The 21531-nt window shown below is 75.9% G+C and carries 18 protein-coding genes; 5 read left to right on the top strand and 13 right to left on the bottom strand.

The window, feature by feature from the left end:
* Positions 1 to 159 precede the first annotated feature (159 nt).
* Positions 160 to 1323: a non-hydrolyzing UDP-N-acetylglucosamine 2-epimerase gene (gene wecB / locus ACRAKJ_RS11630; protein WP_438922196.1), complete on the top strand. Its 1164-nt coding sequence runs from the start codon at positions 160 to 162 to the stop codon at positions 1321 to 1323.
* Here the strand turns inward: wecB and ACRAKJ_RS11625 are convergent.
* On the bottom strand, positions 1241 to 2581 hold the full coding sequence (locus ACRAKJ_RS11625; protein ID WP_438922190.1) for an NAD(P)/FAD-dependent oxidoreductase: 1341 nt from the start codon (positions 2579 to 2581) through the stop codon (positions 1241 to 1243). The two genes, wecB and ACRAKJ_RS11625, sit on opposite strands and share 83 nt — an antisense overlap.
* On the bottom strand, positions 2581 to 3399 hold the full coding sequence (locus tag ACRAKJ_RS11620; RefSeq protein ID WP_438922191.1) for a glycosyltransferase: 819 nt from the start codon (positions 3397 to 3399) through the stop codon (positions 2581 to 2583). The genes ACRAKJ_RS11625 and ACRAKJ_RS11620 overlap by 1 nt, the downstream gene beginning before the upstream one ends.
* Positions 3400 to 3741: 342 nt before the next feature.
* On the opposite strand from ACRAKJ_RS11620, the gene ACRAKJ_RS11615 reads away from it, so the two are divergent.
* Both ACRAKJ_RS11615 and ACRAKJ_RS11610 read left to right on the top strand, forming a co-directional pair.
* Entirely contained in the window at positions 3742 to 5151 is a 1410-nt protein-coding gene (locus ACRAKJ_RS11615) for an exopolysaccharide biosynthesis polyprenyl glycosylphosphotransferase (protein ID WP_438922192.1), read from the top strand.
* Positions 5133 to 6656: a putative glycoside hydrolase family 15 protein gene (locus tag ACRAKJ_RS11610; RefSeq protein ID WP_438922193.1), complete on the top strand. Its 1524-nt coding sequence runs from the start codon at positions 5133 to 5135 to the stop codon at positions 6654 to 6656. The genes ACRAKJ_RS11615 and ACRAKJ_RS11610 overlap by 19 nt, the downstream gene beginning before the upstream one ends.
* A gap of 69 nt (positions 6657 to 6725) precedes the next feature.
* Here ACRAKJ_RS11610 and ACRAKJ_RS11605 read toward each other — a convergent pair whose 3' ends face one another.
* The 9 genes from ACRAKJ_RS11605 to ACRAKJ_RS11565 are packed head-to-tail and all read right to left on the bottom strand — an operon-like array spanning position 6726 to position 16466.
* On the bottom strand, positions 6726 to 7823 hold the full coding sequence (locus ACRAKJ_RS11605) for a glycosyltransferase (protein ID WP_438922194.1): 1098 nt from the start codon (positions 7821 to 7823) through the stop codon (positions 6726 to 6728).
* Positions 7820 to 8896: a glycosyltransferase gene (locus ACRAKJ_RS11600; protein ID WP_447008931.1), complete on the bottom strand. Its 1077-nt coding sequence runs from the start codon at positions 8894 to 8896 to the stop codon at positions 7820 to 7822. Before ACRAKJ_RS11600 ends, ACRAKJ_RS11605 begins: the two co-directional genes overlap by 4 nt.
* Before the next feature lie 11 nt (positions 8897 to 8907).
* Positions 8908 to 10305 (bottom strand): oligosaccharide flippase family protein, encoded by a 1398-nt coding sequence (locus tag ACRAKJ_RS11595; RefSeq protein WP_438920061.1) that lies wholly within the window; start codon positions 10303 to 10305, stop codon positions 8908 to 8910.
* Positions 10302 to 11549 carry a glycosyltransferase 87 family protein gene (locus tag ACRAKJ_RS11590; RefSeq protein ID WP_438920060.1) on the bottom strand — a complete coding sequence of 416 codons (1248 nt, stop codon included), beginning with the start codon at positions 11547 to 11549 and terminating at the stop codon, positions 10302 to 10304. The genes ACRAKJ_RS11595 and ACRAKJ_RS11590 overlap by 4 nt, the downstream gene beginning before the upstream one ends.
* Positions 11546 to 12406 carry a hypothetical protein gene (locus tag ACRAKJ_RS11585; protein ID WP_438920059.1) on the bottom strand — a complete coding sequence of 287 codons (861 nt, stop codon included), beginning with the start codon at positions 12404 to 12406 and terminating at the stop codon, positions 11546 to 11548. The genes ACRAKJ_RS11590 and ACRAKJ_RS11585 overlap by 4 nt, the downstream gene beginning before the upstream one ends.
* Positions 12403 to 13452, bottom strand: coding sequence for a glycosyltransferase (locus ACRAKJ_RS11580; RefSeq protein ID WP_438920058.1), 1050 nt, complete (start codon positions 13450 to 13452; stop codon positions 12403 to 12405). Before ACRAKJ_RS11580 ends, ACRAKJ_RS11585 begins: the two co-directional genes overlap by 4 nt.
* 1 nt (position 13453) lies before the next feature.
* Positions 13454 to 14701: an O-antigen ligase family protein gene (locus ACRAKJ_RS11575; RefSeq protein WP_438920057.1), complete on the bottom strand. Its 1248-nt coding sequence runs from the start codon at positions 14699 to 14701 to the stop codon at positions 13454 to 13456.
* Positions 14698 to 15645 carry a polysaccharide deacetylase family protein gene (locus tag ACRAKJ_RS11570; RefSeq protein ID WP_438920056.1) on the bottom strand — a complete coding sequence of 316 codons (948 nt, stop codon included), beginning with the start codon at positions 15643 to 15645 and terminating at the stop codon, positions 14698 to 14700. Before ACRAKJ_RS11570 ends, ACRAKJ_RS11575 begins: the two co-directional genes overlap by 4 nt.
* Positions 15642 to 16466 carry a hypothetical protein gene (locus tag ACRAKJ_RS11565; protein ID WP_438920055.1) on the bottom strand — a complete coding sequence of 275 codons (825 nt, stop codon included), beginning with the start codon at positions 16464 to 16466 and terminating at the stop codon, positions 15642 to 15644. The genes ACRAKJ_RS11570 and ACRAKJ_RS11565 overlap by 4 nt, the downstream gene beginning before the upstream one ends.
* A 200-nt stretch (positions 16467 to 16666) precedes the next feature.
* Between ACRAKJ_RS11565 and ACRAKJ_RS11560 the strand changes: the two genes are divergently transcribed.
* On the top strand, positions 16667 to 17326 hold the full coding sequence (locus ACRAKJ_RS11560) for a methyltransferase domain-containing protein (RefSeq protein ID WP_438920054.1): 660 nt from the start codon (positions 16667 to 16669) through the stop codon (positions 17324 to 17326).
* Here the strand turns inward: ACRAKJ_RS11560 and ACRAKJ_RS11555 are convergent.
* Together ACRAKJ_RS11555 and ACRAKJ_RS11550 are read right to left on the bottom strand one after the other, a co-directional pair.
* Positions 17323 to 18198, bottom strand: a complete 876-nt coding sequence (locus ACRAKJ_RS11555) for an NAD-dependent protein deacetylase (RefSeq protein ID WP_438920053.1) — start codon at positions 18196 to 18198, stop codon at positions 17323 to 17325. The two genes, ACRAKJ_RS11560 and ACRAKJ_RS11555, sit on opposite strands and share 4 nt — an antisense overlap.
* 73 nt (positions 18199 to 18271) lie before the next feature.
* Positions 18272 to 20470 (bottom strand): M20/M25/M40 family metallo-hydrolase, encoded by a 2199-nt coding sequence (locus tag ACRAKJ_RS11550; protein WP_438920052.1) that lies wholly within the window; start codon positions 20468 to 20470, stop codon positions 18272 to 18274.
* A 128-nt stretch (positions 20471 to 20598) separates the two neighbouring features.
* Between ACRAKJ_RS11550 and ACRAKJ_RS11545 the strand changes: the two genes are divergently transcribed.
* Positions 20599 to 21525, top strand: coding sequence for a helix-turn-helix domain-containing protein (locus tag ACRAKJ_RS11545; protein WP_438920051.1), 927 nt, complete (start codon positions 20599 to 20601; stop codon positions 21523 to 21525).
* Positions 21526 to 21531: the final 6 nt, after the last annotated feature.

Below are 21531 nucleotides of genomic sequence, written 5' to 3'. Positions count from 1 at the left end.
CCGAACCACACCCGGGAAGTTCACTCGATCGACTGAGGCACAAGGAAAAGCGGCCACCGGGACCCTAACCTTCTCCGCGTTCGCGCGCCGGGTGCGCGCGAGGACGTCCGCGAACCGGAGGTGGGTCAGATCGACGCAGGAGCTCTCGGCACGGTGACGATGGTGTGCGGCACGAGGCCGGAGCTGATCAAGCTGGCCCCGTTGATCCGCCTGATCGGCACCCGCGCCACCGTCGTCTACACCGGCCAGCACTACGACGCCTCGATGTACCACCGCATCCGGCGCGACATCGGCAGCCCCGGCCGGTTCCACGAGCTGGCGGTCGGCGGCGCGCGGCGCGGCACGCAGCTCGGCTCGGCCGTGGCCGCGGTGGACGAACTGCTGGCCGAGCACCCGACCGCGGCGGTGATCGTGCAGGGCGACACGACGTCCGCGCTCGCCGGCGCGCTGGCGGCCAACGCCAACGACGTGCCGCTGGTGCACGTCGAGGCGGGGTTGCGCAGCTACGACCGGGCGATGCCCGAGGAGCACAACCGGGTGGCGATCGACCACCTCGCCGACCTGTGCTGCGCGCCGACCGAGCTGAACCGCGCCAACCTGCTGCACGAGGGCGTGCCGGACGAGCGCATCGCGATCACCGGCAACACCGTGGTGGAGGCGCTGGCGACCGCGCTGCCCGGCCACGACGAGGAGGCCGTGGTGCTGGCCTCGCACGAGCTGCGGCAGGACGGGTACGTGCTGGCCACGATCCACCGGCCGGAGAACGTGGACGACCCGGCGAACCTGGAGTCGATCCTGCGCGAGCTGGCGCGCCTGCCGCTGCCGGTGGTCCTGCCGCTGCACCCGCGCACGGCCAAGCGCGTGGCGGGCTTCGGCCTGACCGGCCTGCTGGCGAACCTGAGGGTGGTGGAACCGCAGGCGTACCCGGCGTTCCTGGCGCTGGCGCGCTGCGCCGCCGTCGTCGTCTCCGACTCGGGCGGCATCCAGGAGGAGGTCAGCGTCCTCAAGCGGCCGGTGGTCGTGGTGCGCCGCAGCACCGAGCGCCCCGAGATCGAGGGCACGTTCGGCACGCTCGTGCCGCCGGGGCAGCGGGTGCGCACCGAGGTGCTGCGCTGGCTGGACGACGTGCCGGGCCACCGGGAGCGGCTGGGGCGCATCCCGTCGCCGTACGGCAGCGGCTCGCCGTCGGCCGTGATCGCCGACGCGCTGCGGCGACTGGTCCGCGGCGAGCCGCCCCTGCTCACCCCGGAACGGGTTGTGGTGCCCCCGCCAGCGTCCCGACCGCTGAGTTCGCCAGGCCCACGCTCGAGTTCCAGCTCGTGACGTCCGGGTAGGCGTGGGCGGTGGTCGCCAGCACCAGCGGGGTGCCGGCGACCACCATCGGCGGCCGGCGCGCCAGGTAGCCCAGCGGGTGCACCGGTTCCACGTACGGGGCCTTGAACACGCGCACGTCGTCCACGTCCGCCCGGTTGAGGTCGGGGTGCAGGCCGAGCAGCTGCGAGGTCCAGCGCGAGGCGATCGAGGCGTCGTCCTCGCGGAACAGCGCCGAGCCCCGGTCGGTGTAGTGCATGGCGTACACCAGGTGCCGGCCGCCGTACGGCTCGACGCCCGCGAGCGGCGTCATCTCGACCACGCCGTCGAACTCCGTGCCGGAGGCGACCACCGGCGTCCAGTAGTGCCCGGACAGCGGTCGCTTGAGGAAGAACAGCGCGTTCACCACGCCCTGGTAGGGCAGGTCGAGGTCGGGCAGGCGCGCGGCCAGGTCGTCGTCGGCGAGCTGCCGCAGCAGCGGCAGGGGCAGCGTGGACACCGCGCGGTCGGCGGTCACCACGTCGTCGGGCAGCTCCAGCCGCACGCCGTCGGCCGTGCCGATCCGCCGCACGGGGGCGTTGAGCCGCACCTCGCCGCCGCCGGCCTCGATCGACGCCCTCAGCGCCTCGATGACCGACCGGTAGCCGCCGTCGGGGTACCCGCGCACCGACACGGCACCCTCGCGCCCCAGCCGCTGCCACAGGTACAGCGCGGGCACGTCGCCGAAGCGCGCGCCGAACTTCGCGCCGAACAGGGGCGCGAGCAGCAGCTCCCACACCCGGTCGCCGTACAGGCCGCGCAACCAGTCCTCGGTGCGCGTGGTGTCCAGCTCCCTGCCCTCGCCGAGCCGGCGCAGCAGCAGCGACACGACGCCGAACCGCACCCGGTCGCGCAGCCCCAACGGGGTGAACCTGAGCAGGTCCAGGGCGTTGTTGAACGGGTAGCCGCGCCCGTTGACGACCATGCCCATCCGGGTGCGCCGCCACCTGACGGAGTCGCGCAGGCCGAGTTCGCCGAGCAGGCCGAGCAGGTGGTCGTCGGACGGCATCACGCAGTGGTAGAAGCGCTCCACCCACCGGTCGCGCCACGGGAAGAACGTGCCGAGGCCGCCGAGCTGGTCGCCGCCCTCCAGCAGGGTGACCCGCGCGCCGGAGCGCACCAGGCGGTGCGCGGTGGCCAGGCCGCAGATGCCGCCGCCGACCACGGCGACGTGCCGCCCGCCCAGGCCCGGTGCCGCGGGGCGGGGCGCCCCCGGGGCCGGCGCCGCCATCACAGCGCCCGGTGCGGCGCGGGCGAGAGCCGGTCGCGGACCAGCAGCTTCGCGTACTGGCCGACCGTCCGCGCGATCCGGATCTTGCTCGGGCTGCCCTTGCGGTCGTAGCGCAGCACCAGCGGCACCTCGGTGACGACCGGCCGGCAGTGGCGCAGCTTCATCAGCAGCTCGACCATGCAGGCGAAGCCGCGCTCCTCGATCAGCCGCTCGCCCCAGTGGTCGGAGGCGCGCGCGAGCAGGCTCACCCGGTAGGCGCGGAACCCGCTGGTGAAGTCGCGGACGCCGTCGACCCGCAGCACCCGGCGGAACAGCACCGCCGCGCCGCGCGAGAGCAGCCGGCGCGCGGCGGGCGCGGTCGCGTCGTCGCCGCCCGCGACGAACCGGGAGCAGATCACGACGTCCGCGCCGGCCGCGACCTCGCGCTCCAGCAGCCGGATCAGGTCCGGGTCGTGCGTGTCGTCGGCGTCCATCACGACCACCACGTCGGAGTCGTCGGCCTCGGCGAGCACGGCGCGCAGGCCGGACTGGACGGCCTGGCCGAGGCCGAGGTTGACCTCGTGGCGGACGAGCCGGACGTCGAGCCCCGGCACACCGGCCTCGGCGATCTCGGCGGTGGCGTCGGACGAGCCGTCGTCGACGACCCACGCGGTGAGTCGTCCGGTGCGGGCGACGTCCGCGAGCCGGGTCAGCAGCGGCGGGAGCGAGGCCGCCTCGTTGTAGGCGGGCAGCACCACGTGGGCCCGGGCGCGCTCGGCGGACGAGGCTGGTCCGCCCCGTTCCCGCACGGCTCGCGCGCCACCTTCGTCGACGGTCAAGAGGCCCCATTTCACTGGATCGCGGATGTCGGGCCAGAATTATTCGCCTGGGCACCCCGGCGGGATTCATCCACCCCGCTCCCCGCGGGTGCGCAGCAGGATGAATCAGACCGGATATACCGCCCAGACGATCACCGATAAGGGGAACAGCATTGACCGGAAGAGTGAAATAACCCGAGCAGTCGGCACTGGATATGCACCGAGTGAGATGAATTCCCCGTTCGGATGTTCTCGATCGGGTGACAGGTATCGACTTCATGGTGGAGAGGACGTCGTCCTGATGTGGTGTGGCGTGGACGGGACGCCCTCGGGGCCCCGCAAGGGCGGTCCGAGGTGAACGGGGTGGGCTCGGCGACCACCTCGCCGCCGGTGTCGCGGTGGCGGCACTCGAAGCCCCGCGAGGCGTGGTGGCGCGACGCGCTGCGGCGGGTCAACGCGGTGGCCGTGCTGCTGGTCGCGGTGGACGTGGCGGCGGTGGCGCTGGTGTGCGCCCGGCACGCGCCGCCGGGGTGGCGGGCGACCGCGCTGGTGGCGGTGGCGCTGCTCGGCGCGCGCGGGGCGTGCAGGCTCTACCGGCGGCGGCTGTGGCTGTCCTGGTTCCACGACCTGCCGCGCTCGGTGGGGGCGACGGCACTGGCGTTCGCCCTGGTCACGTGCGTCGACCTGGTCGCGGGCACGCCGCCGGCCGACACCCGGGCCGCGCAGTGGTCGGTGCTCGCGTTCGCCGCCGCGAGCGAACCGGCCCGGCTCGCCGTGTTCGCCTTCGGCCGCTGGGCCCGCCGCCGGTTCCACCGGTGCGACCGCACGATCGTGGTGGGCGCGGGCAAGGTCGGCGTCGACCTGGTCGGCTCGATGCTGGCGCACCCCGAGTTCGGCCTGCGCCCGGTCGGGTTCATCGACCCCGAACCCGTGCTCGACCCGGCCGCGCTGCCCGTGGACCTGCTCGACGAGGACCTCGCCGACGCGATCACCCGGCTCGGCGTGGGCACCGTGGTCCTCGCGTTCTCCCGGACCCGCGAGTCGTCCGTGGTCGACTCCGCCATCACCGCCCACCGGCTCGGCTGCACCACGCTCGTCGTGCCCCGGATGTTCGAGCTGTACCAGGACGGGCCCGACATCGAGCGGCTGCGCAGCTACCCCCTGATGCGGCTGGGCACCGCGCCGACCAGCCGGCCCACCTGGTGGGTCAAGCGCGCGATGGACGTGCTGCTGGCGGCGGTGGCGCTGGTCGTGCTGTCGCCGGTCATCGCGGCGTGCGCGCTCGCCGTGCTGCTGGAGAGCGGGCGGCCGGTGATCTTCCGCCAGGTCCGGGTCGGCATGGATGATCACCCATTCGTGCTTTACAAACTGCGCAGCGTGAGAATGAACGGCAGTGACGATTCACAAGTCACCTGGTCGGTTGTCGGAGATCGCCGGGTCGGACCAGTCGGACGATTCCTGCGCAGCAGTTCCCTGGACGAACTACCGCAGTTGTGGAACATCATCCGGGGCGACATGTCCATCGTCGGACCGCGCCCCGAGAGGCCGGGTTTCGTGCGCGAGTTCTCCGCGATCCACGAGTTGTACTGGGCCCGACACCGGGTGCCCACCGGGTTGACCGGATTGGCGCAGGTGCACGGGCTGAGGGGTGACACCTCGATCGTCGACCGGTCGCGCTACGACAACTACTACATAGCGAACTGGTCGTTGTGGCTCGACGTCAAGATCCTGTTGCAGACGGTGGGTGAGTTGTTGTGCCGAAGGGACCGCTGACCCCGCGCCCGCGCCGGGCGCTCGGCCTGCTGTGCGCCGCGCTCCTGCTGCTCGCCCCGGCGGGGTGCACGTTCGGGTCGGCCACGGGCCAGCCCGGCACGAGGGGCGACGTGCCCGGTGACGCGCTGGCGCCGCCGCCCAAGCCCCTGGCGCCGTGCGCCTGGTGGTACGGCATCGGCGAGCCGCCGTCCTCCATGGAGATCAAGTTCGCCGCGCTGCACTACGACCTCGTGGTGCTCAACGCGACCGAGACGGTCGCCCTGCGCCGGCTGAAGAAGCTGAACCCGAAGGTGAAGGTGCTGGTCTACAAGGACTTCTCCAGCACCCGCAACTACCCGGGCGCGGTGATCGGCGACGTCGACGCGCCGCTGCTGCCCAGCGGGCTCGGGTACATGAAGACCCAGCGCGAGCACCCGCAGTGGTTCGCGGTGGACACGGAGGGCCAACGCATCGAGTGGAAGGGCTACCCGAAGCACTGGCAGATGACCGTGTGGGACCCGGCCTACCAGAAGGCGTGGACCGACGCCGTCACCGCCGAGGTGGTGCGCGAGGGCTGGGACGGCGTGCTGGCGGACAACGACTTCGCCTCGCTGAGGTACTACTCGACGGCCCTGCTGAAGGACACCACGACCGCCGTCGAGACCGACCGGACGATCCGCGAGGGCCTCGACGTGTTCCTGACGACGGCGGGCGAGTCGCTGCGCAAGGCCGGGAAGATGCTCATCCCCAACGTGTCCGAGTCGCACCTGACGGCGGGCCGGTGGTCGGCGCACTCCCGGTACGACGGGGCGATGGAGGAGAACTTCGGGCTGCGCGACACCGGCACCGGCGAGCTGCTCACGTTCAAGGGCAACGAGTTCAAGGAGCTGCGCGCCCAGGCCGCGCTCGGCGAGTCGTGGTTGCTGCTGGTCACCCACGTGAAGGGCGCGCGCGAGGAGCGGGTCGGCTACGCCACGGCGGCGCTGCTCGCGAGCCCGCACACGTGCTGGAACGGCGCGTCCACCGCGGACTACCGGCACCCGGACTGGTCGCCCTACCAGGAGACCCCGCTGGGCGAGGCGGTGGAGACGGCGAACCGCCTGCTCAACGGCGCGTGGGACCGCCGGTTCTCGGGCGGGTACGTGGCGGTCAACCCGACGGCGGCGCCGGCGGAGGTCAACCCGCCGGAGGGCTACCTGAACGTCGACACGGACCGGCCGGTGCCGAGCACGCTGGAGCTGGGGCCGGGCGACGCCGTGGTGCTGGTCAAGCCGCCGGCCGACGACACGTCCGCGCCGGCCACGACCCCCACTCCGACCACGTTCACCCCGACCGCCACACCCCCGGCGGCCACCCCCGACCCGACCACGCCGGACCCGACCGCCACCGAGCCGACCGCACCCGACCCCACCGACCCCGACCCCACCGCTGTCGACCCCACCGACCCCGGCACCGCGCCCGGCCCGACCACCGCGCCCGCCGGACCGACGACACCGCCACCGGGCGCGACACCCCCGCCCACGTAGCGCCCGACCGATCCCCCCGACCGGTCGGGTCACCGCACCGAGCCGACCGGTCGGGGTGGTGCGGTGCGCTCAGGGGCGGCGGCCGGTCAGGGACCAGTACAGGTCCAGGTGGCGGCGGGCGCAGGCGTGCGGCGTGAACCGCTCCCCCGCGCGTTGCGCCAGCAGGCGGCCGGTGCGGGCCGGGTCCGGGTCGGCGAACAGCGCGCGCAGGCGGGCGGCCAGGTCGGCGACGTCCCCCGCCACCGCCAGGTGGCCCGCCCCGCCGAGCATGTCGGCGACCCCGCCCGTGTCGGTCGCCACCACCGGCTTGCCCGCCGCCATCGCCTCGGCCACCACCAGGGGCTGCTGCTCCATCGTCGACGGCAGCACCAGGGCGTCGTGGTGGCGCAGCAGGTCCGGCACGTCCGGCCGGAAGCCCAGGAACTCCACCCGGCCGCCCAGCGCCCGCGCCGACCGCTCGGCCACCCCGCGCTGCGGGCCGTCGCCGACGACGGTCAGCGTGGCGTCCCCCGGCATCACACCGGGCAGCGCGAGCGCCTCCAGCAACGCGGTCAGGCCCTTGCGCTCCACCAGCAACCCGACGAACACCAGCCGCCGCACGGGACCCGCCGGGGGGTGCACGCGCGCCGGCTCCACGCAGTTGTCGATGTGCGCCAACCGCGTCCCCGGCACGCGCAGCCGCGAGTTCAGGAACCGCCCCATGGCCCGCGCGGGCACGACGGTCCGGTGCACGGTCCGCGCGACGACCGCGTCGGCCGCCAGCACGGTCCGCGTGTACGCCGACGGCGCGACCGCCCGCGGCACGCCCCGGAACCACTCCTCGCCCACGTCGTCGGGCACGCCGTGGTAGGTCTGCACCACCCGGTGCCGCAGCCGCAGCCCGGCACCGACCAGCCCGGCCCGCCGGTCCTGGGCGTGCACCACGTCGGGCCGCCACGCCGCCACCGCCGCCCGCGCCCGCCGCCCGGCGAGCAGGTCGCCCTTCGCCGCGACCTCGACCGGTTCGTGGTGCCCGCCCAGCACCTCCGCGCCGCGCCGGGGCACGGGCCCGAAGACCCGCACGTCCGCCTCGCCGGAGTCGAGCAGCGCCCTGGCGAGCCGCACGGTCACGTCGACCGGCCCGCCGCTGTCCTGCGTGAGCAGGTACGCGATCCGCAACGGCCTCACCGGCCACCTCCCGACACGACCTTCTCCACCACCATCGCCACCTGCTCCGCCGCCTGCCGCCGGTCGAACAGCAGCTCGACCCGCCGCCGGCCCCGCCGCCCCTCCCGGTACGCGAGGGCGGGGTCGGTCAACCGGCGGGCGACCGCGTCGGCCAGCGCGGGCACGTCACCGGCGGGCAGCACCGCGCCCGCGTCGCCGACGCCCTGCCGCACCCCGCCCACGTCGAACGCCACCACGGGCCGCGCGCACGCCATCGCCTCCAGCGGCACGAGCGCCATCCCCTCGGCCCGCGACGGCACCACGACGACGTCGGCCGCCGCGTAGAAGTCGGCCACCTCGTCGTCGTGCCCCCACCACCGCACGGACGGGTCGCCGCACGCGGACCGCCACCGCTCCCCCATCGGACCGTCGCCCACGAGCACCAGCCGCGCACGGGGCACGGCCGCGCGCACCGCGGGCCACGCCGCGAGCAGCAGGTCCTGCCCCTTGAGCGGCGCGAGCCTGCCGACGCACACCGCGGTGGGCGCGTCGACCAGCCCGAGCCGCCGCCGCGCCGCCGCCCGGTCGTCCGGCCGCAACCGGTCGACGTCGACGCCGTTGCACACCACCTCGGCCGGGCCGCCGACCCCCGCGGCCCGGCCGACGGCCAGCTCGTCGTCGCTCACGCACACGAGCTGGTGCGTCCAGCGCGCCGCCCACCGCTCCCAGGCCAGCGACAGCCGCCCCACCACGCCGGTGGCGGTCTGGAACGACCACAGGTGCGGCTGGAACAGCGTCGGCCGACGCCCCCGCAGCACGAGCCGCCCGACCAGCCCGGCCTTGGAGCTGTGCAGGTGCACGACGTCGGGCCCCAGGCGGCGCAGCACCGCCCGCAGCCGCAGCCACTCGCCGGGCACGGACGGCCCGGGGTGGCGGCCCGCGCGCCACTCGTGCACCTCGACCCCGGCGGCGCGGGCGCGGTCGGCGAGCGGCCCCGGCGGGCACACCACCGCGACCGCCCAGCCCGAGCGCCGCTGCGCCACCGCCAGCTCCAGCACGACCCCGGCCACGCCCGCCGTCACGGGCTGGCTCACGTGCACGACCCTCACCGGCGCAGCACCTCCCTGTTCGCGGCCACCACGACCGCACCGCACACCACCACCAGCACCACCCCTTCGACGAGCGCGCCGGGCACCGACCCGGGCGGTCCGAACACGTCCCCCGCGGCGTGCGCGACGAGCGCGCAGCACCCGAACGCGGCCAGCACCCCGGCCGCGCCGCGCAGCACCGACCGGGTCGGCGGGGCCAGCCCGCGCCGGGCCAGGGCGCGCCACGTCACCGGCACCAGCGCCCACGCGGCCCCGGCCTGCACGGCGGCCACCGCGACCACCCCGTACCGGGTGGCCACCGCGAGGCCGGCGACGAGCACGACGAGGTGCGCCACCTCCAGCGCCAGGTAGCGGCGGGCGTGGCCGGCGGCCTTGAGCACCTGGTACCAGACGTGCAGCAGGCTGATCCCCAGGCCGTACAGGCACAGCAGGGCCAGCGGGACGGCCGCGCCCGCCCAGCGCTCGCCGAACACCACGACCCGGTCGGCGAGCACGGCGGTCACCGCGTACAGCCCGCCGGTGAGCAGGAGCACGGCGAGCGTGAACCGACCGACCACCCCGGACAGCCCGCGCCCCTCGCGCAGGTACCGCGCGCACAGCGGCAGCACGACGCCGCCGAGCACCACGGCGACCAGGACGTAGGGCACCCAGGCGATCCGGTACGCCAGCGAGTACACGCCGACCGCCTCGGCGCCCAGCACGCGGGCGACGGCCAGGTAGTCCAGGTTGATCAGCAGCACCGCCACCAGCGCGCCGGGTCCGACGACCGCGATCCACGCCAGTGCCTCCCGCGCGGCGGCGGCGTCCCACACCGGTCGCACCCGCACGCCGACGACCACGCCCAGCACGGGTTGCGCCACCGCCGTGCACAGCAGGCCGACCACGAGCGAGCACGGGCCGTTGCCGGACGCGGCGAGCACGATCGTGACGGCCGCGCCGAGCACGGCGGAGCCCGCGTCGGGCAGCAGCCGGCGGCGGAAGTCGAGGTCGCGGTGCAGCAGGCCCATCTGCACGCCCGCCACCGCCGAGAACGGCAGGCTCGGCGCGGCCAGGCGCACCAGCGGCGCGACCGGCGCGTCCAGCGCGAGGGCGATCGCGTCGGCCGCGAGCACCAGGCCCGCGGCGAGCACCAGGCCGGTGCCCGCGCTGAGCACGAGCAGCGTGCCCGCCACCCGCCGCGGGTCGCGCCCGGTGCGGCTGACCACGTCGTAGACGCCCATGGACTGCACGACCTGGCCGATGTTCACCAGCGCCACCGCGAGCGCCACCAGCCCGAGCCCCTCGGAGGTGAGGAACGCGGCGAGCACCAGCGTCACGGCCATCTGGCTGCCCTTGCCGACCAGGTTGACCAGGAACAGCCACAGCGAGCCGCGCACGGCGACGTGCCCGGTCACGTCCGCGCGGACCTCAGCGCGACCGCCACCAGCAGCGCCCAGGCCACGACCAGCGCCACGCCGTCCGCGGTCACGTCGACGCGCGCGCCGAACAGGTCGCGGACCGCCGTGCCGACGAAGTGCAGGTGCGCGAACGGCACCGCGACGGCGAGCAGCGCGAGCCCGAGCCGCCCGTCCCGCCCCCCGCCGTCCTGCTTCCGGCCGCGCCACCACACCGCGGCGACCGCCGCCGCGGCCGGCACGGCGATCAGCACGTCACCGGGCTGGTGCACCGCGCAGACCACCACGGCCAGGCAGGTGAGCAGGTCCGCGACCTCGGCCGACCCCGCGCGGTCGAGCCGCCGCACCAGCACCGCGCTCACCGCGAGCACGCCGACCAGCGCCAGGCCCTCCGCGCCCGGCGGCAGCCAGCCGGTCACCCGGTGGAGCACCGCGGCCACGTCGACGCGCTGGGCGGTCATCGAGTCCACCGCGCCGTACGAGGTGGCGCTCGCGTGGGCCAGGTTCGCCGCGAGGGCGTCCACGAAGGACGCGACGCCCTGGCGCAGGACCAGCGGCACCAGCACCACCAGCGACGCCACCGCCGCGACGGCCGTGCCGGTCACCGCCACCCGTCGCGAGCCGCGCGCGAACAGCAGCAGCGCCAGCGGCAGGCCGAACTGGGGCTTGAGCCACGCCAGGGCCAGCGCCACCGCCGCCCAGCGCGGGTGCCGGTCGCGGGCCAGCAGCGCGCCCGCCGCGCCGACCGCGATCAGCGGGTTCACCTGGCCCACGTACAGCTGCGCCTTGCCGACCTGGCTGAGCAGCAGCAGGGCCGCGACGACGGCGGTGCCCAGCGCGAGCGGCACGTGCGGGCGCAGCCGGCCCGCCGCGAGGACGGCCAGCACCAGCAGCAGCACCAGGGACGCCAGCGCGAACGCCACCGCGCCCACCCGGTAGCCGGGCAGCGCGAACGGGGCGTGCAGCAGCAGGTGGTAGGGCTGGTAGAGGTTGAAGTTCTGCCGCACCGGCCAGTGCGCGAACATCACCGCCGGGTGGTACGGGTTGCCGCCGTCGAGGAACTCGCGGACCGGGAAGTAGAGCGCGTCGCGGAAGTCCTGCATCCGCTCCTCGGGCAGGTTCGCCCGGGTCGGCACCGGCACCCGCCACGCGGGCAGCAGCGCCCGCCACGCCGCCGCCGCGCCGACGAGCGCGACGGCGGCCACGACGAGCCGGGTCCGCCGCGCGGGCGCCACCGTCGTCACGACAGCACCACCGCGACGACCGCGGCGGACGCGGGCAGCGAGCCGACCACGGCCGCCAGCTCCTCCTGCCGCCCGTCCTTCGGCGCGACCGCGACGACCGCGTCCCCGTCCGCGGGCTCGGCGGTCTTGTCGGGCAGCGCGGCGGCCAGCTCCTCGGCGCGCCCGGTCAGCCCCGGCACGACCGGCACGACGCGCGCGGGCCGGGCGGATGCGTCGCACAGCACGGTCAGCCGCTCGACCAGGTCGGGGTCGTCGTCGTCCAGGACGGTCACCGGGTGCCGCGCGCCGCCGGCGACCAGCGCGGCCCGCACCCGGTCGCGGGGCCGCGTGCGGCGCAGGTGCCCGGCGGCCCACGTGCCGAGGCCCGCGACCACGGCGGCGGCCAGGGCGAGGCCGAACGCCAGCGGCCGGTCCGGCGCGACGCGGGTGGTCTCCGGCCGGTCGAGCAGCCGCAGCCGCGCGGCCGGGGCGAGCAGGTCGGCGTCCACCACGGCCCGCGCGATCTGCGCGGCGGCCTGCGCGGCCTGCTCGGCGGTCGGCGCGCGCACGGACAGCCGGGCCAGGCCCGAGGCGGGCACCAGCTCGACCGACACGCGGCCGGCCAGCTCACCGGCCGTCGTGCCCAGGGTCTCGGCGGGGGCGCGCAGCACGGACGGGCTGCGCGCCAGCTCCACCAGCGCGGGCAGCGACAGCGCCACCACCTCGCCGAACCCGGCGGTGCCCGGTTCGGCGGCCACGGGGCCCGCGAGCAGCCCGACGCGGCTCTCGTGCTCCTCGCCGCGCACCTCGACGGCGAGCACCACGACGACGGCGACCAGCAGCGCCGCCGCGAGGCTCGTGACCAGCTGCCGCCTCACGTGCGCCCGCCCGTGACCGCGGTGCGCAGCAGCTCGTCGTAGGACCGCATGAGCAGGACCGGGTCGTGCGCCTTCCGCACGGACACGCGCCCCGCCTCGCCCAGCGCGGACCGGGCCCGCTCGTCGAACAGCAGCGAGCGCAACGCCTCCGCGGTGGCGCCCGGGTCGCGGCGCGGCACGACGACACCGCCGCCGCCGGCCAGCGCCTGGCGCACGCCGTCCACGTCGGTCGCGACCACCGGGCGGCCCGCCTCCAGCGACTCCAGCACCGCGACCGGCATCCCCTCCCAGTCGCTGGTGAGGACGGTCAGGTCGGCGGCGGCCAGCAGGTCGGGCACGTCGCAGCGGTTGCCCAGGAACACCACCCGGTCGGCGACGCCCAGGTCGGCGGCGAGCTTCTCCAGGTCGTCGCGCAGCGGGCCGTCGCCGGCCAACCACAGCACGGCGTCGCCGCCCAGCTCCGCCCACGCCTCCAGCAGCACGTCGTGCCGCTTCTGCGGGGCCAGCCGGGCCGGGCACAGCGCGACCGGCACGTCGGGGCCGACGCCGTGCACGGCGCGGACCGCGTTCCGGTCGACCCGCTCGCGCTGCGGGAACACCGCGTTCGGGATGACGACCGGGTCGGCGACGCCGGCGGCGCGCAGCCGTTCGGCGGTGGCGTCGGCGACCGCGACGACCGTGCGCGAGGTGCGGCGCAGTATGCGGGCCGCGCCCCCGTAGTCGGCCTCGGCGACGCCGTGGAACACGGTCAGCAGCGGCACCCGGCGAGGCAGCACGGCGAGCCGGGCGACGAGGCTGGCCGACACGTTGTGCGCCAGCACCACCTCGGGCCGGAAGCTGCGGACCGCGGCCTTGGCGGCCGTGGTGGCGCGCAGCACGCCGGTCGCCTTCCGCTGCGCCACCGGCACGGTGAACGTGGGCACGCCGAGCGCGCGCAACGCCTCCGCCCGGTGCCCGCCGCCGCTGGCGACGGCGGACTGCCAGCCGAACTGCCCGCCCGCGCGGGCCATCCCGGCGACCAGGGCTTCGGCGCCCCCGGTCCCCATCTCACTGATCACGTGGAGCACACGCAACGTCGCTCGTTCTCCTCAGACGCAGGTCGGCCGCGGCGACGACCGCCACCAGCGACCACAACGGCAGGTAGTACTGCTGGGACAGGAAGGTCGAGGCGACCACGACCGCGATCAGGGACGCCTGGACGGCGACGACCGGCAGCGGGTCGGCGGTGGTGCGCAGGACGCGTTCGGCGGTCACCGCGGTCAGCACGAGGAGGGCCGCGAACAGCGCGAAGCCGGGCAGCCCCAGCTCGGCGGCGACCTCCAGGTACATGTTGTGCGCGACCGGGGACTGCTCGTCGACCTCGGCGTTGTGCGAGGCCGCCGGGTAGCCGGCGCGGAACCCGCCGGGACCGACGCCGAGGCCGGGGTGCTCGGCGAGCATCCGCGCCGCGGCCTGCCAGCGCAGCTCGCGGGTGTCGACGTTGGTGCCGGCGATGTGGGTCTTCTCGCCGAGCGCCCGGTCCAGCTCGGGCCCGAAGAACAGCGCCGCGACCGCGCCGAGCGCGACCAGCGCCCCCACCGCGCCCGCGAGTGCCCTGAGCGGCAGGGCGCGCCGGGCGAGCAGCCACGCGACGGCGGCGGTGAGCGCCAGCCCCCCGCCGCGCGAGAACGTGGCCGCCGCACCGGCCGCGAGGGTGGTGGCGGCGACGGCGAGCACGGCGGTGCGCCCCCGCCCGGACCAGGCGGACCCGGCGAGCACGGCGGTGCGCCCCCGCCCGGGCCAGGCGGGGCGGCGGGACGTCCTCGCGCGCAGCGCGACCAGCAGCGGCAGGGCGGCGACCAGGAAGTAGGCCAGGTCGTTCGGGTCCTCCAGCGGCCCGGTGGCGCGGGTCTCGCCGAGCGCCAGGGTGCTGTGCAGCGCGCCCGCCGCCGCGACCACCGCGCCGCCCACCGCCGCCGCGAGCAGCGACCTGATCGGCAGCTCCCGCGCGGCCACGTCCATCAGCACGACCGTGACCAGCAGGAACGGCAGCCAGCGGAGGGCGTACTCCATCGTGTAGGCGCCCCCGGCGTGCAGCGCCGAGGAGGCGAGCAGGACCACCGCGAGCAGCCCGAGCAGGGCGTGCGCCGGGTGCGGTTCGGGCGCCCGGCGCTCCCTCACCCGCGTCACCGCCCACGTCACCACGAGCAGCGCGGGCGCCACCTTGGCCAGCTGGCCGTGCACCTGGAGCAGGTAGCCCTCCAGCGGCGCGGCGAAGACCGTCGCGCACGCGGACAGCCGCAGCGGGGAGGTCATCCGGAGCGCACCAGCAGGTCCGCGTCGCGGTCGCGCAGGCCGGGGGCGAGGCGGCGCACGTGCTCGCCGGTGCCCACGACGTCGAAGTGCGCCCGCAGCGCGCCGAGCACCCACCCCAGGAACACGACCTTCCGCGCGCCGGGCACCGCCATGCCGGGGAAGAACCCCATGCCCGGCGCCTCGGCCGCGCCCAGCACGTCCGTGGGGTGCAGCAGCAGCGACGGCTGCACGCCGCGCGCCCGGCACAGCCGCAGCGCGGTCCGGAAGTAGCCCCGGGCCAGGCGGGGCGAGACCTGGTGCAGCTGGAGCAGGTAGGAGCCGTGGATGGGCACGCGCAGCAGCGGCATCGTGGTCACCGGCAGCTCGACCAGGCCGGTGCCGACGCGCCAGCGGTAGGCGGTGTTGGGCGCGCGGACCCGGCCGAAGCCGCCGAACAGGTCCTCCGCGCCGCCGTCCGGCGCGGTGCGGTTGTGGTAGGCGCGGGCCAGCGGTCCGACCCAGGTGGGCAGGGTGCTGGCGTCGTAGCGGTAGCCGCGTTCGGCGAGCAGGGCGAGCAGGGTCGGGGTGACGCTGTAGCCGGGGCCGCGGAACCCGGTGGGGCGCGGCGCGCCGGCGGCGGTGATCGCGTCCTCGGTGCGGACCAGCTCGGCCTCCAGCTCGGCGCGGGAGTAGCGGTGCAGCCACGGCTCGTGCCCGTACGAGTGGTTGGCGACCTCGTGGCCCGCCGCGGCGATGTCGGCCACGGCGCGCGCGCCGTCCTCGCGCTCGGCGTCCGCGCCGACCACGAACACGGTGGTGGTCAGGCCGTGCTCGCCGAACACCTCCAGCAGGCGGGGCACGGCGGTGGGCAGGAAGCTCGGGCGGGCCTCCCACGCCGGGTCGCCGTGCGTCTTGAGGTACGCCCAGAGGTTGTCCAGGTCGAGGGAGACGCTGGCGGTGCTCATGCCGCCGCCCGGGCGGGTGCGCGGGCGACCCGGCCGGCCGAGCCGAGCGCGAGGACGCCGCCGACGACGAGCGCGACGCCCACCGCGACCCACCACTCGCGGCCGGGCGTGACGCGGTCGCCGAGCGCGGCGACGCCGACGACCGAGGTGATCACGACGGTGGTGGCGTCCATGGTGGCCGCGGTGGGGGTCGCCGGGCCGCGCCGCAGGCCGAGGGCCAGGTAGGACTGCCCGACCAGGGCGGCGAACGCGGTCAGCCACGCCAGCGGGTGCAGCGGGAGGTCGGTCGCGGGTTCGTCGGCGATCGTGCGGCTGGTGATGGCCACGACGGCGAACGCGAGGCCGGCCAGCGCGGCGAGCGGCACGACGCCCGTCACCCACCGCTGCACCAGGACCAGCGCGAGGAGGGGCAGGCCGAACAGGACCAGGCCGGGTCCGGTCGGCACGTCGTGCGCGGTCGACGGGGTGGCGGCGGCGACCAGCAGCACGAGCCCGGCGGCCATCACGACGAGCACGGCGACCTCGACGGGCCGCACGCGCCAGCCGAGCGCGAGGACGCCGAAGGCGGTGGCCAGCCCGACGGCGCAGGACGCCCCGGCCTGCACGAGGTACAGCGGCAGGTCGGCGCGGGCGAGGAACGCGAGCGCGAACCCGGCCACCTGGCCCGCGAAGCCGAGCAGGTAGAGCCGGTCGCGCAGGAGCCGGGCGAGCAGGCCGAGGCCGTTCGCGGTGTCGTCGGCGCGTCGGGAGGCGACGGACTGGGCGACGATGCCCAGCGCGTACATCACCGCGGACGCGGCGAGTGGGAGGTATCCGGTCACGAGCCTCTTCCCTGCACGGCGCGGGCGTGATCCCGACGACGGTGGGGCAGCGTAGAACCCGACGACCCGCGTCTCGTTCGAGCGATGGGGCGTTACCTGATCGAGGGATAACCCTGACTACGCAACGAGACCAACGGACCGTGTTGCCGAACCAGCAACTTTTGTTGTCACTCTTCCGAGGGGTCTCACACCATGGCGGTATGACCACTGCGGAACAGAACGCGGAACAGAACTGGGACGACCTCTACCGGGTGCGCGCGCAGGAGCGCGGACGGGTGTGGTCGGGCAAGCCGAACGAGCTGCTGGTGCGCGAGGTCGCCCACCTCGACCCCGGCACGGCGCTGGACCTCGGCTGCGGCGAGGGCGGCGACGCGCTGTGGCTCGCCGCGCAGGGCTGGCGGGTGACGGCGGTCGACGTGTCGGGCGTCGCGCTGGCCCGCGCCGAGGCGGCGGCGGTCGAGGCGGGCGTGGCGGACCGGGTCGAGTGGCGGCGGCACGACCTGTCGCGCACGTTCCCCGAGGGCGAGTTCGACCTGGTGTCGGCGCAGTTCCTGCACTCGGAGTGGGCGGCCGAGGGCGAGCGCGACAGCATCCTGGCGCGCGCGGCCGAAGCCGTCGCGCCGGGCGGCGTGCTGCTCGTCGTCGGGCACGCGGGCTGGCCGTCGTTCGTCACCGAACCGCCGATCGACCACCGCTTCGCGACGAACGCGGAGGTCCTGGCCCACCTGGACCTGGGCGACGACTGGGTGGTGGAGGTGGACGAGAGCGTGGAGCAGGAGGTCACGCACGGGGACCGGCACGGCACGCGCGCCGACCACGTGCTGCGGGTGCGCCGCCGGCCGGCCGCCGACCGCGGCTAGGCGCCGAGGCGCTCGACCAGGGAGGTGAGGGCGTCGCCCAGGGGCAGGTCCACGCGCGTCGTCGCGTGGGCGTCGCCCCTGGTCTCGCCCCGGTTGACGATGAGCACCGGCTTGCCGGCGCCCGCCGCGTGCCGGACGAACCGCAGACCGGACATGACGGTCAGCGACGACCCCAGCACGAGCAGGGCGTCGGCGGCGTCCACCAGCCGGTAGCACTCGTCGACGCGGGCGCGGGGCACGTTCTCGCCGAAGAACACCACGTCCGGCTTGAGCACGCCCCCGCAGTCCGCGCAGTCGACCAGCCGGAACCCGCGCACGTCGTCGTCCGCGAGGTCCACGTCGCCGTCGGGGTTGATCCCGGTCGCGGTGCCGCCGAAGTCCGGGTTGGCCGCGCGCAGCCGGCGGTCCAGCTCCTCGCGCGGGCTCGTGCGGCGGCACGACAGGCAGACGACCCGGTCGAGGCTGCCGTGCAGCTCCACCACGCCGGGCGTGCCGGCGGCCTGGTGCAGGCCGTCGACGTTCTGCGTGATGACGCCGGCCAGGTGCCCGCTGCCCACCAGGCGCGCCACGGCCCGGTGGCCGGCGTTGGGCGCGGCGCGGGCGATGGTGCGCCACCCGAGGTGGCTGCGGGCCCAGTACCGGCGCCTGCCCCCGACGCCGCCGGTGAACTCGTCGTAGGTCATCGGGGTGTGCTTGCGCAGGCTGCCCGCCGCGCCCCGGTAGTCGGGGATGCCGGACTCCGTCGACAGGCCCGCGCCGCTGAGCACCAGCGCGTTGCCCCGGCCGACGACCCGCACGACCTCGTCCAGGCTCGTGGTGCGCGGCAGCGGCGAGCCGGTGGACGTCCAGCTCAGGGTGGGCCGCGTCCTCATGCACCCCAGGTTACGTGGCCGGCCCGGGTTTCCCCGGCCGGCGACCTCGGTGCCGCCCTCCCGCCGCACCGGCCTAGAGCCGGAAGTCCGCGCGCACCAGGGCCGAGTCGAACGCGCGGTTGCCGGACTGGACGGGCATGGTGTCGCCGGGGCGCGGCCCGACCAGGGCGGCGGCCTCGGCGGGCAGGCCGGTCCGGTGGTCGACGAGGGTGACGTCGAGGGGCGCGCCCGGGTCGAGGTCGCAGGTGATGTCGCGCGGCACGGGCCCGTACAGCTCCAGGACCCGGGCGTCCAGGTCGAAGCCGCCGGTGCGGCAGCCGGTCACCGGGAGGGTGACCTGGGTGCGCCACGCCGACGGGGTCGGGGTGACCCGGAACGCGACGGTGCGCCGGTCCCCCGCCACGTCGGCGGTCAGGACGGCGGTCGGCGCGGGCAGGCCCAGGTCGGGGGCGTCGGCGCGCATCAGCTCGGTGGTGAGCGCCGGGTGCTCGTCGGTCAGCACGACCCGCTCCGGGTCGTCGCCGAGCACCCTCGACGTCCACTCGTCGGGTCGCGGGTCCGCGGACAGCCACGACGCGCCGCCCGGCGCCTGGAGGTAGATCAGCGAGTTCGGGCGCTGGTCGGCCTCGGTGAAGTCCACCCGCACCGCGCCCACCGCCACCAGGGCCAGCGCGAGCAGCGCGGTCACCGGCGCGGCGGGGCGGGGCAGGTCGGCCAGCAGCGGCAGCAGCAGGACGCCCGCCAGCAGCGCGAACGCCACGCCGGCGGCGGCCAGCGGCATGCCCAGGGCGACCAGGAGGGTGCCCACCAGCGGCGGGTGGACCGCGGCGGCGGCCAGCGGCGGCAGCACGCGCAGGCGGGGCAGCCGCAGCGCGGCCAGGCCGAGCAGCAGCGGCCACTGGAACAGGAAGCTCGCCCCCGGCACGAGCAGGGCGGACGCGACCAGCAGCACGGCCGTCAGGACCAGCGCGCCGGCCAGCAGCTCGTCCCGCGCGCAGCGCCGCAGCAGGCGCACGGCCACGAGCAGCACGGCCAGGCCGAGCAGCAGGAACCCGGCGACGAACCAGCCCCGCTCGGGCGGCTCGGACAGCGCGAGGAAGCCCAGCTCGGGCCGCGCGGCGGCGACCAGGGCCCACACCCCGAACGCCGCGCCGCCCGCGACGAGCACCGCGCCGGCCGACCCGCCGGCCGCGAGCAGCACCCGCCGCCACGCCCACCGTCCCCTGTGGACGAACAGGGTCGCGGCGAGGCCCAGCGCGGTCAGCAGCGCGAGCACCACCGCGAACCACACCGGGTAGTGCACCAGCACGCGGGAGAACAGGTCGAAGTAGACCGCCGGCGAACCGTCCACGGCCCGCAGGTCGCGCTCCCCCAGCACCCGCGCCAGGCCGAGCATCGTCTCGCCGTGGTGCTGGAGGCTGCCCCGGTCCAACCGCCCCAGGTCGTCGTGAGGCGAGTGGTAGTCGTGCACGTGCTCGATGAACGCGCTGTTCAGCCCGCGCGCACCCGCGTCGAGGAACACCGAGAAGTCGCTGTAGTTCGGCATCAGCCGGTACACCTCGTAGGCCAGCGAGTTCGCGATCGGCCGGCTCGACGCCCCGGCGAACGCCTCCACCAGCGGCCCGTTGCCGGGGCCCGTCTCGAACATCCACACCGGCCCGCCGCTGCCCCGCGCCTCCCAGTTGAGCACCGCGCCGTACTCCCCGACGCCGTGGCGCCGCACGAACGCCTCCGCGCCGAGCGTCCCCGCCTCCTCGCCGTCGGTGAACAGGAACACCACGTCGTTGCGCACCCCGGCGAACGACAGGGCGCGCAGGGTCTCCAGCATCGCCGCGACCGCCGCGCCGTCGTCGGCCGCGCCCGGACCGGTCGGCACCGAGTCGTGGTGCGCGACCAGCAGCAGCGCCTTGCCGCCGCTCAGCGCCGGGTCGGAGCCGCGCAGCCGGGCCACCACGTTGTGCGCGGTCGCCACCCGCCGCACGTCCCGCCACGGGTGGACCACCTCGTCGGACTCCTCGGTCACCTCGGCGCCCAGCTCGCGGGCCGTGCGCACGAGGTGCTCGCGGACGCGTTCGTTGTCCGCCGAACCGATCGGGTGGGGCCGCTGCGCGATCTCCCGCAGGTGCTCCTCGGCGCGGCCCGCGGCGAACGCGGCGGCGGGCGCGTCGGCCACCGGGGCGGGCGGGCGGAACGCCAGCACGGCCAGCGCGGCCACCGCGGCGAGCAGCGCGAGCAGCACCGGCGACCAGCGGGAACGGTCCTCCTCGATCATCCGGTGACCTTAAGCCGGCCGTCGTCCACAAAGCACGGGGGAACGTTCGCGGAACCGCATCCGGACGCTTCCGGCGAACCGGACCACCGCGTAACGTCAGCCGGTGGTCCGCTGACGGAGGAGGTCCGATGAACACCCCCCGGGACGGCGTCCTGTCGGAAGACCCGTTCGCGTCCGCGCTGCGCGCCGCGATCACCGCCCGCGGCCTGGGCCTGGACCGCATCCAGGAGCGGCTGAGGCACCGCGGCACCACGATCAGCGTGGCCGCGCTGAGCTACTGGCAGTCGGGTCGCCGCAGGCCGGAGCGCAGCGGCTCGCTGGTGGCGGTGCGGCACCTGGAGGAGGTGCTGGACGTGCCGCCGGGGTCGCTGACCGCGCTGCTCGGCGCGCCCCGGGCGCGCGGGCGGACCAAGCGGCCGTTCCACGGCCCGTCGCTGGAGGAGATGTGGCCGGAGAGGGCCCGGCTGGGGCCGCTGCTCTCGCGCGTCGACACCGACACCGACGAGGCGCTGACCCGCATCTCGCTGCACGTGCAGGTGGAGGTCGCGGCGGACCGGGGGCTGCGCACCGTGCGCACCCGCCAGGTGCTGCGCGCCAACCGCGACGGCGTGGACCGCTGGCTGACCGTGCAGGACACGACCCAGAACGGCCCGGCGCCGACGATCGTGCCGCTGCGGTCGTGCCGGCTGGGCAAGGTCGCGCGCGACGAGCGGACCGGGGTGGTCGCGGCGGAGCTGCTGTTCGACGGACCGCTGGCGCGCGGCGAGACGATCGTGGTCGAGCACGCCACGGAGATGGCCGGCCCGCCGTACCCGCGCGGCGACGACACGTACTGCCGCAAGTTCCGCGCGCCGATCCACGACTACGTGGTGGAGGTGCGGTTCGACCGGGCCGAGCTGCCCGTGTCGTGCCACCACTACACGACGACCCCCGACCACCCCGACCCCGACCACCACCGGCGGATGCCGGTCACGCCGGACGGCTACACGCACGCCGTGGCGCTCGGCTTCGGCCCCGGCACCTTCTGCGTGGGCTGGCGGTGGCCCGAGGGATGATCGGGT

This window comes from Saccharothrix sp. DSM 118769, from assembly GCF_052936295.1.
Note: the sequence above shows the minus strand (reverse complement) of the source record. Positions and strands in the feature narration are given on the sequence as shown.

What these genes read in the sequence shown, in the direction of transcription:
- wecB (WP_438922196.1), top strand. Translation starts at nt 160, where the DNA reads ATGGTGTGCGGCACGAGGCCGGAGCTGATCAAGCTGGCCCCGTTGATC.
- ACRAKJ_RS11625 (WP_438922190.1), bottom strand. Translation starts at nt 2,581, where the DNA reads ATGGCGGCGCCGGCCCCGGGGGCGCCCCGCCCCGCGGCACCGGGCCTG.
- ACRAKJ_RS11580 (WP_438920058.1), bottom strand. Translation starts at nt 13,452, where the DNA reads ATGGGGACCGGGGGCGCCGAAGCCCTGGTCGCCGGGATGGCCCGCGCG.
- ACRAKJ_RS11575 (WP_438920057.1), bottom strand. Translation starts at nt 14,701, where the DNA reads ATGACCTCCCCGCTGCGGCTGTCCGCGTGCGCGACGGTCTTCGCCGCG.
- ACRAKJ_RS11570 (WP_438920056.1), bottom strand. Translation starts at nt 15,645, where the DNA reads ATGAGCACCGCCAGCGTCTCCCTCGACCTGGACAACCTCTGGGCGTAC.
- ACRAKJ_RS11560 (WP_438920054.1), top strand. Translation starts at nt 16,667, where the DNA reads ATGACCACTGCGGAACAGAACGCGGAACAGAACTGGGACGACCTCTAC.
- ACRAKJ_RS11555 (WP_438920053.1), bottom strand. Translation starts at nt 18,198, where the DNA reads ATGAGGACGCGGCCCACCCTGAGCTGGACGTCCACCGGCTCGCCGCTG.
- ACRAKJ_RS11550 (WP_438920052.1), bottom strand. Translation starts at nt 20,470, where the DNA reads ATGATCGAGGAGGACCGTTCCCGCTGGTCGCCGGTGCTGCTCGCGCTG.
- ACRAKJ_RS11545 (WP_438920051.1), top strand. Translation starts at nt 20,599, where the DNA reads ATGAACACCCCCCGGGACGGCGTCCTGTCGGAAGACCCGTTCGCGTCC.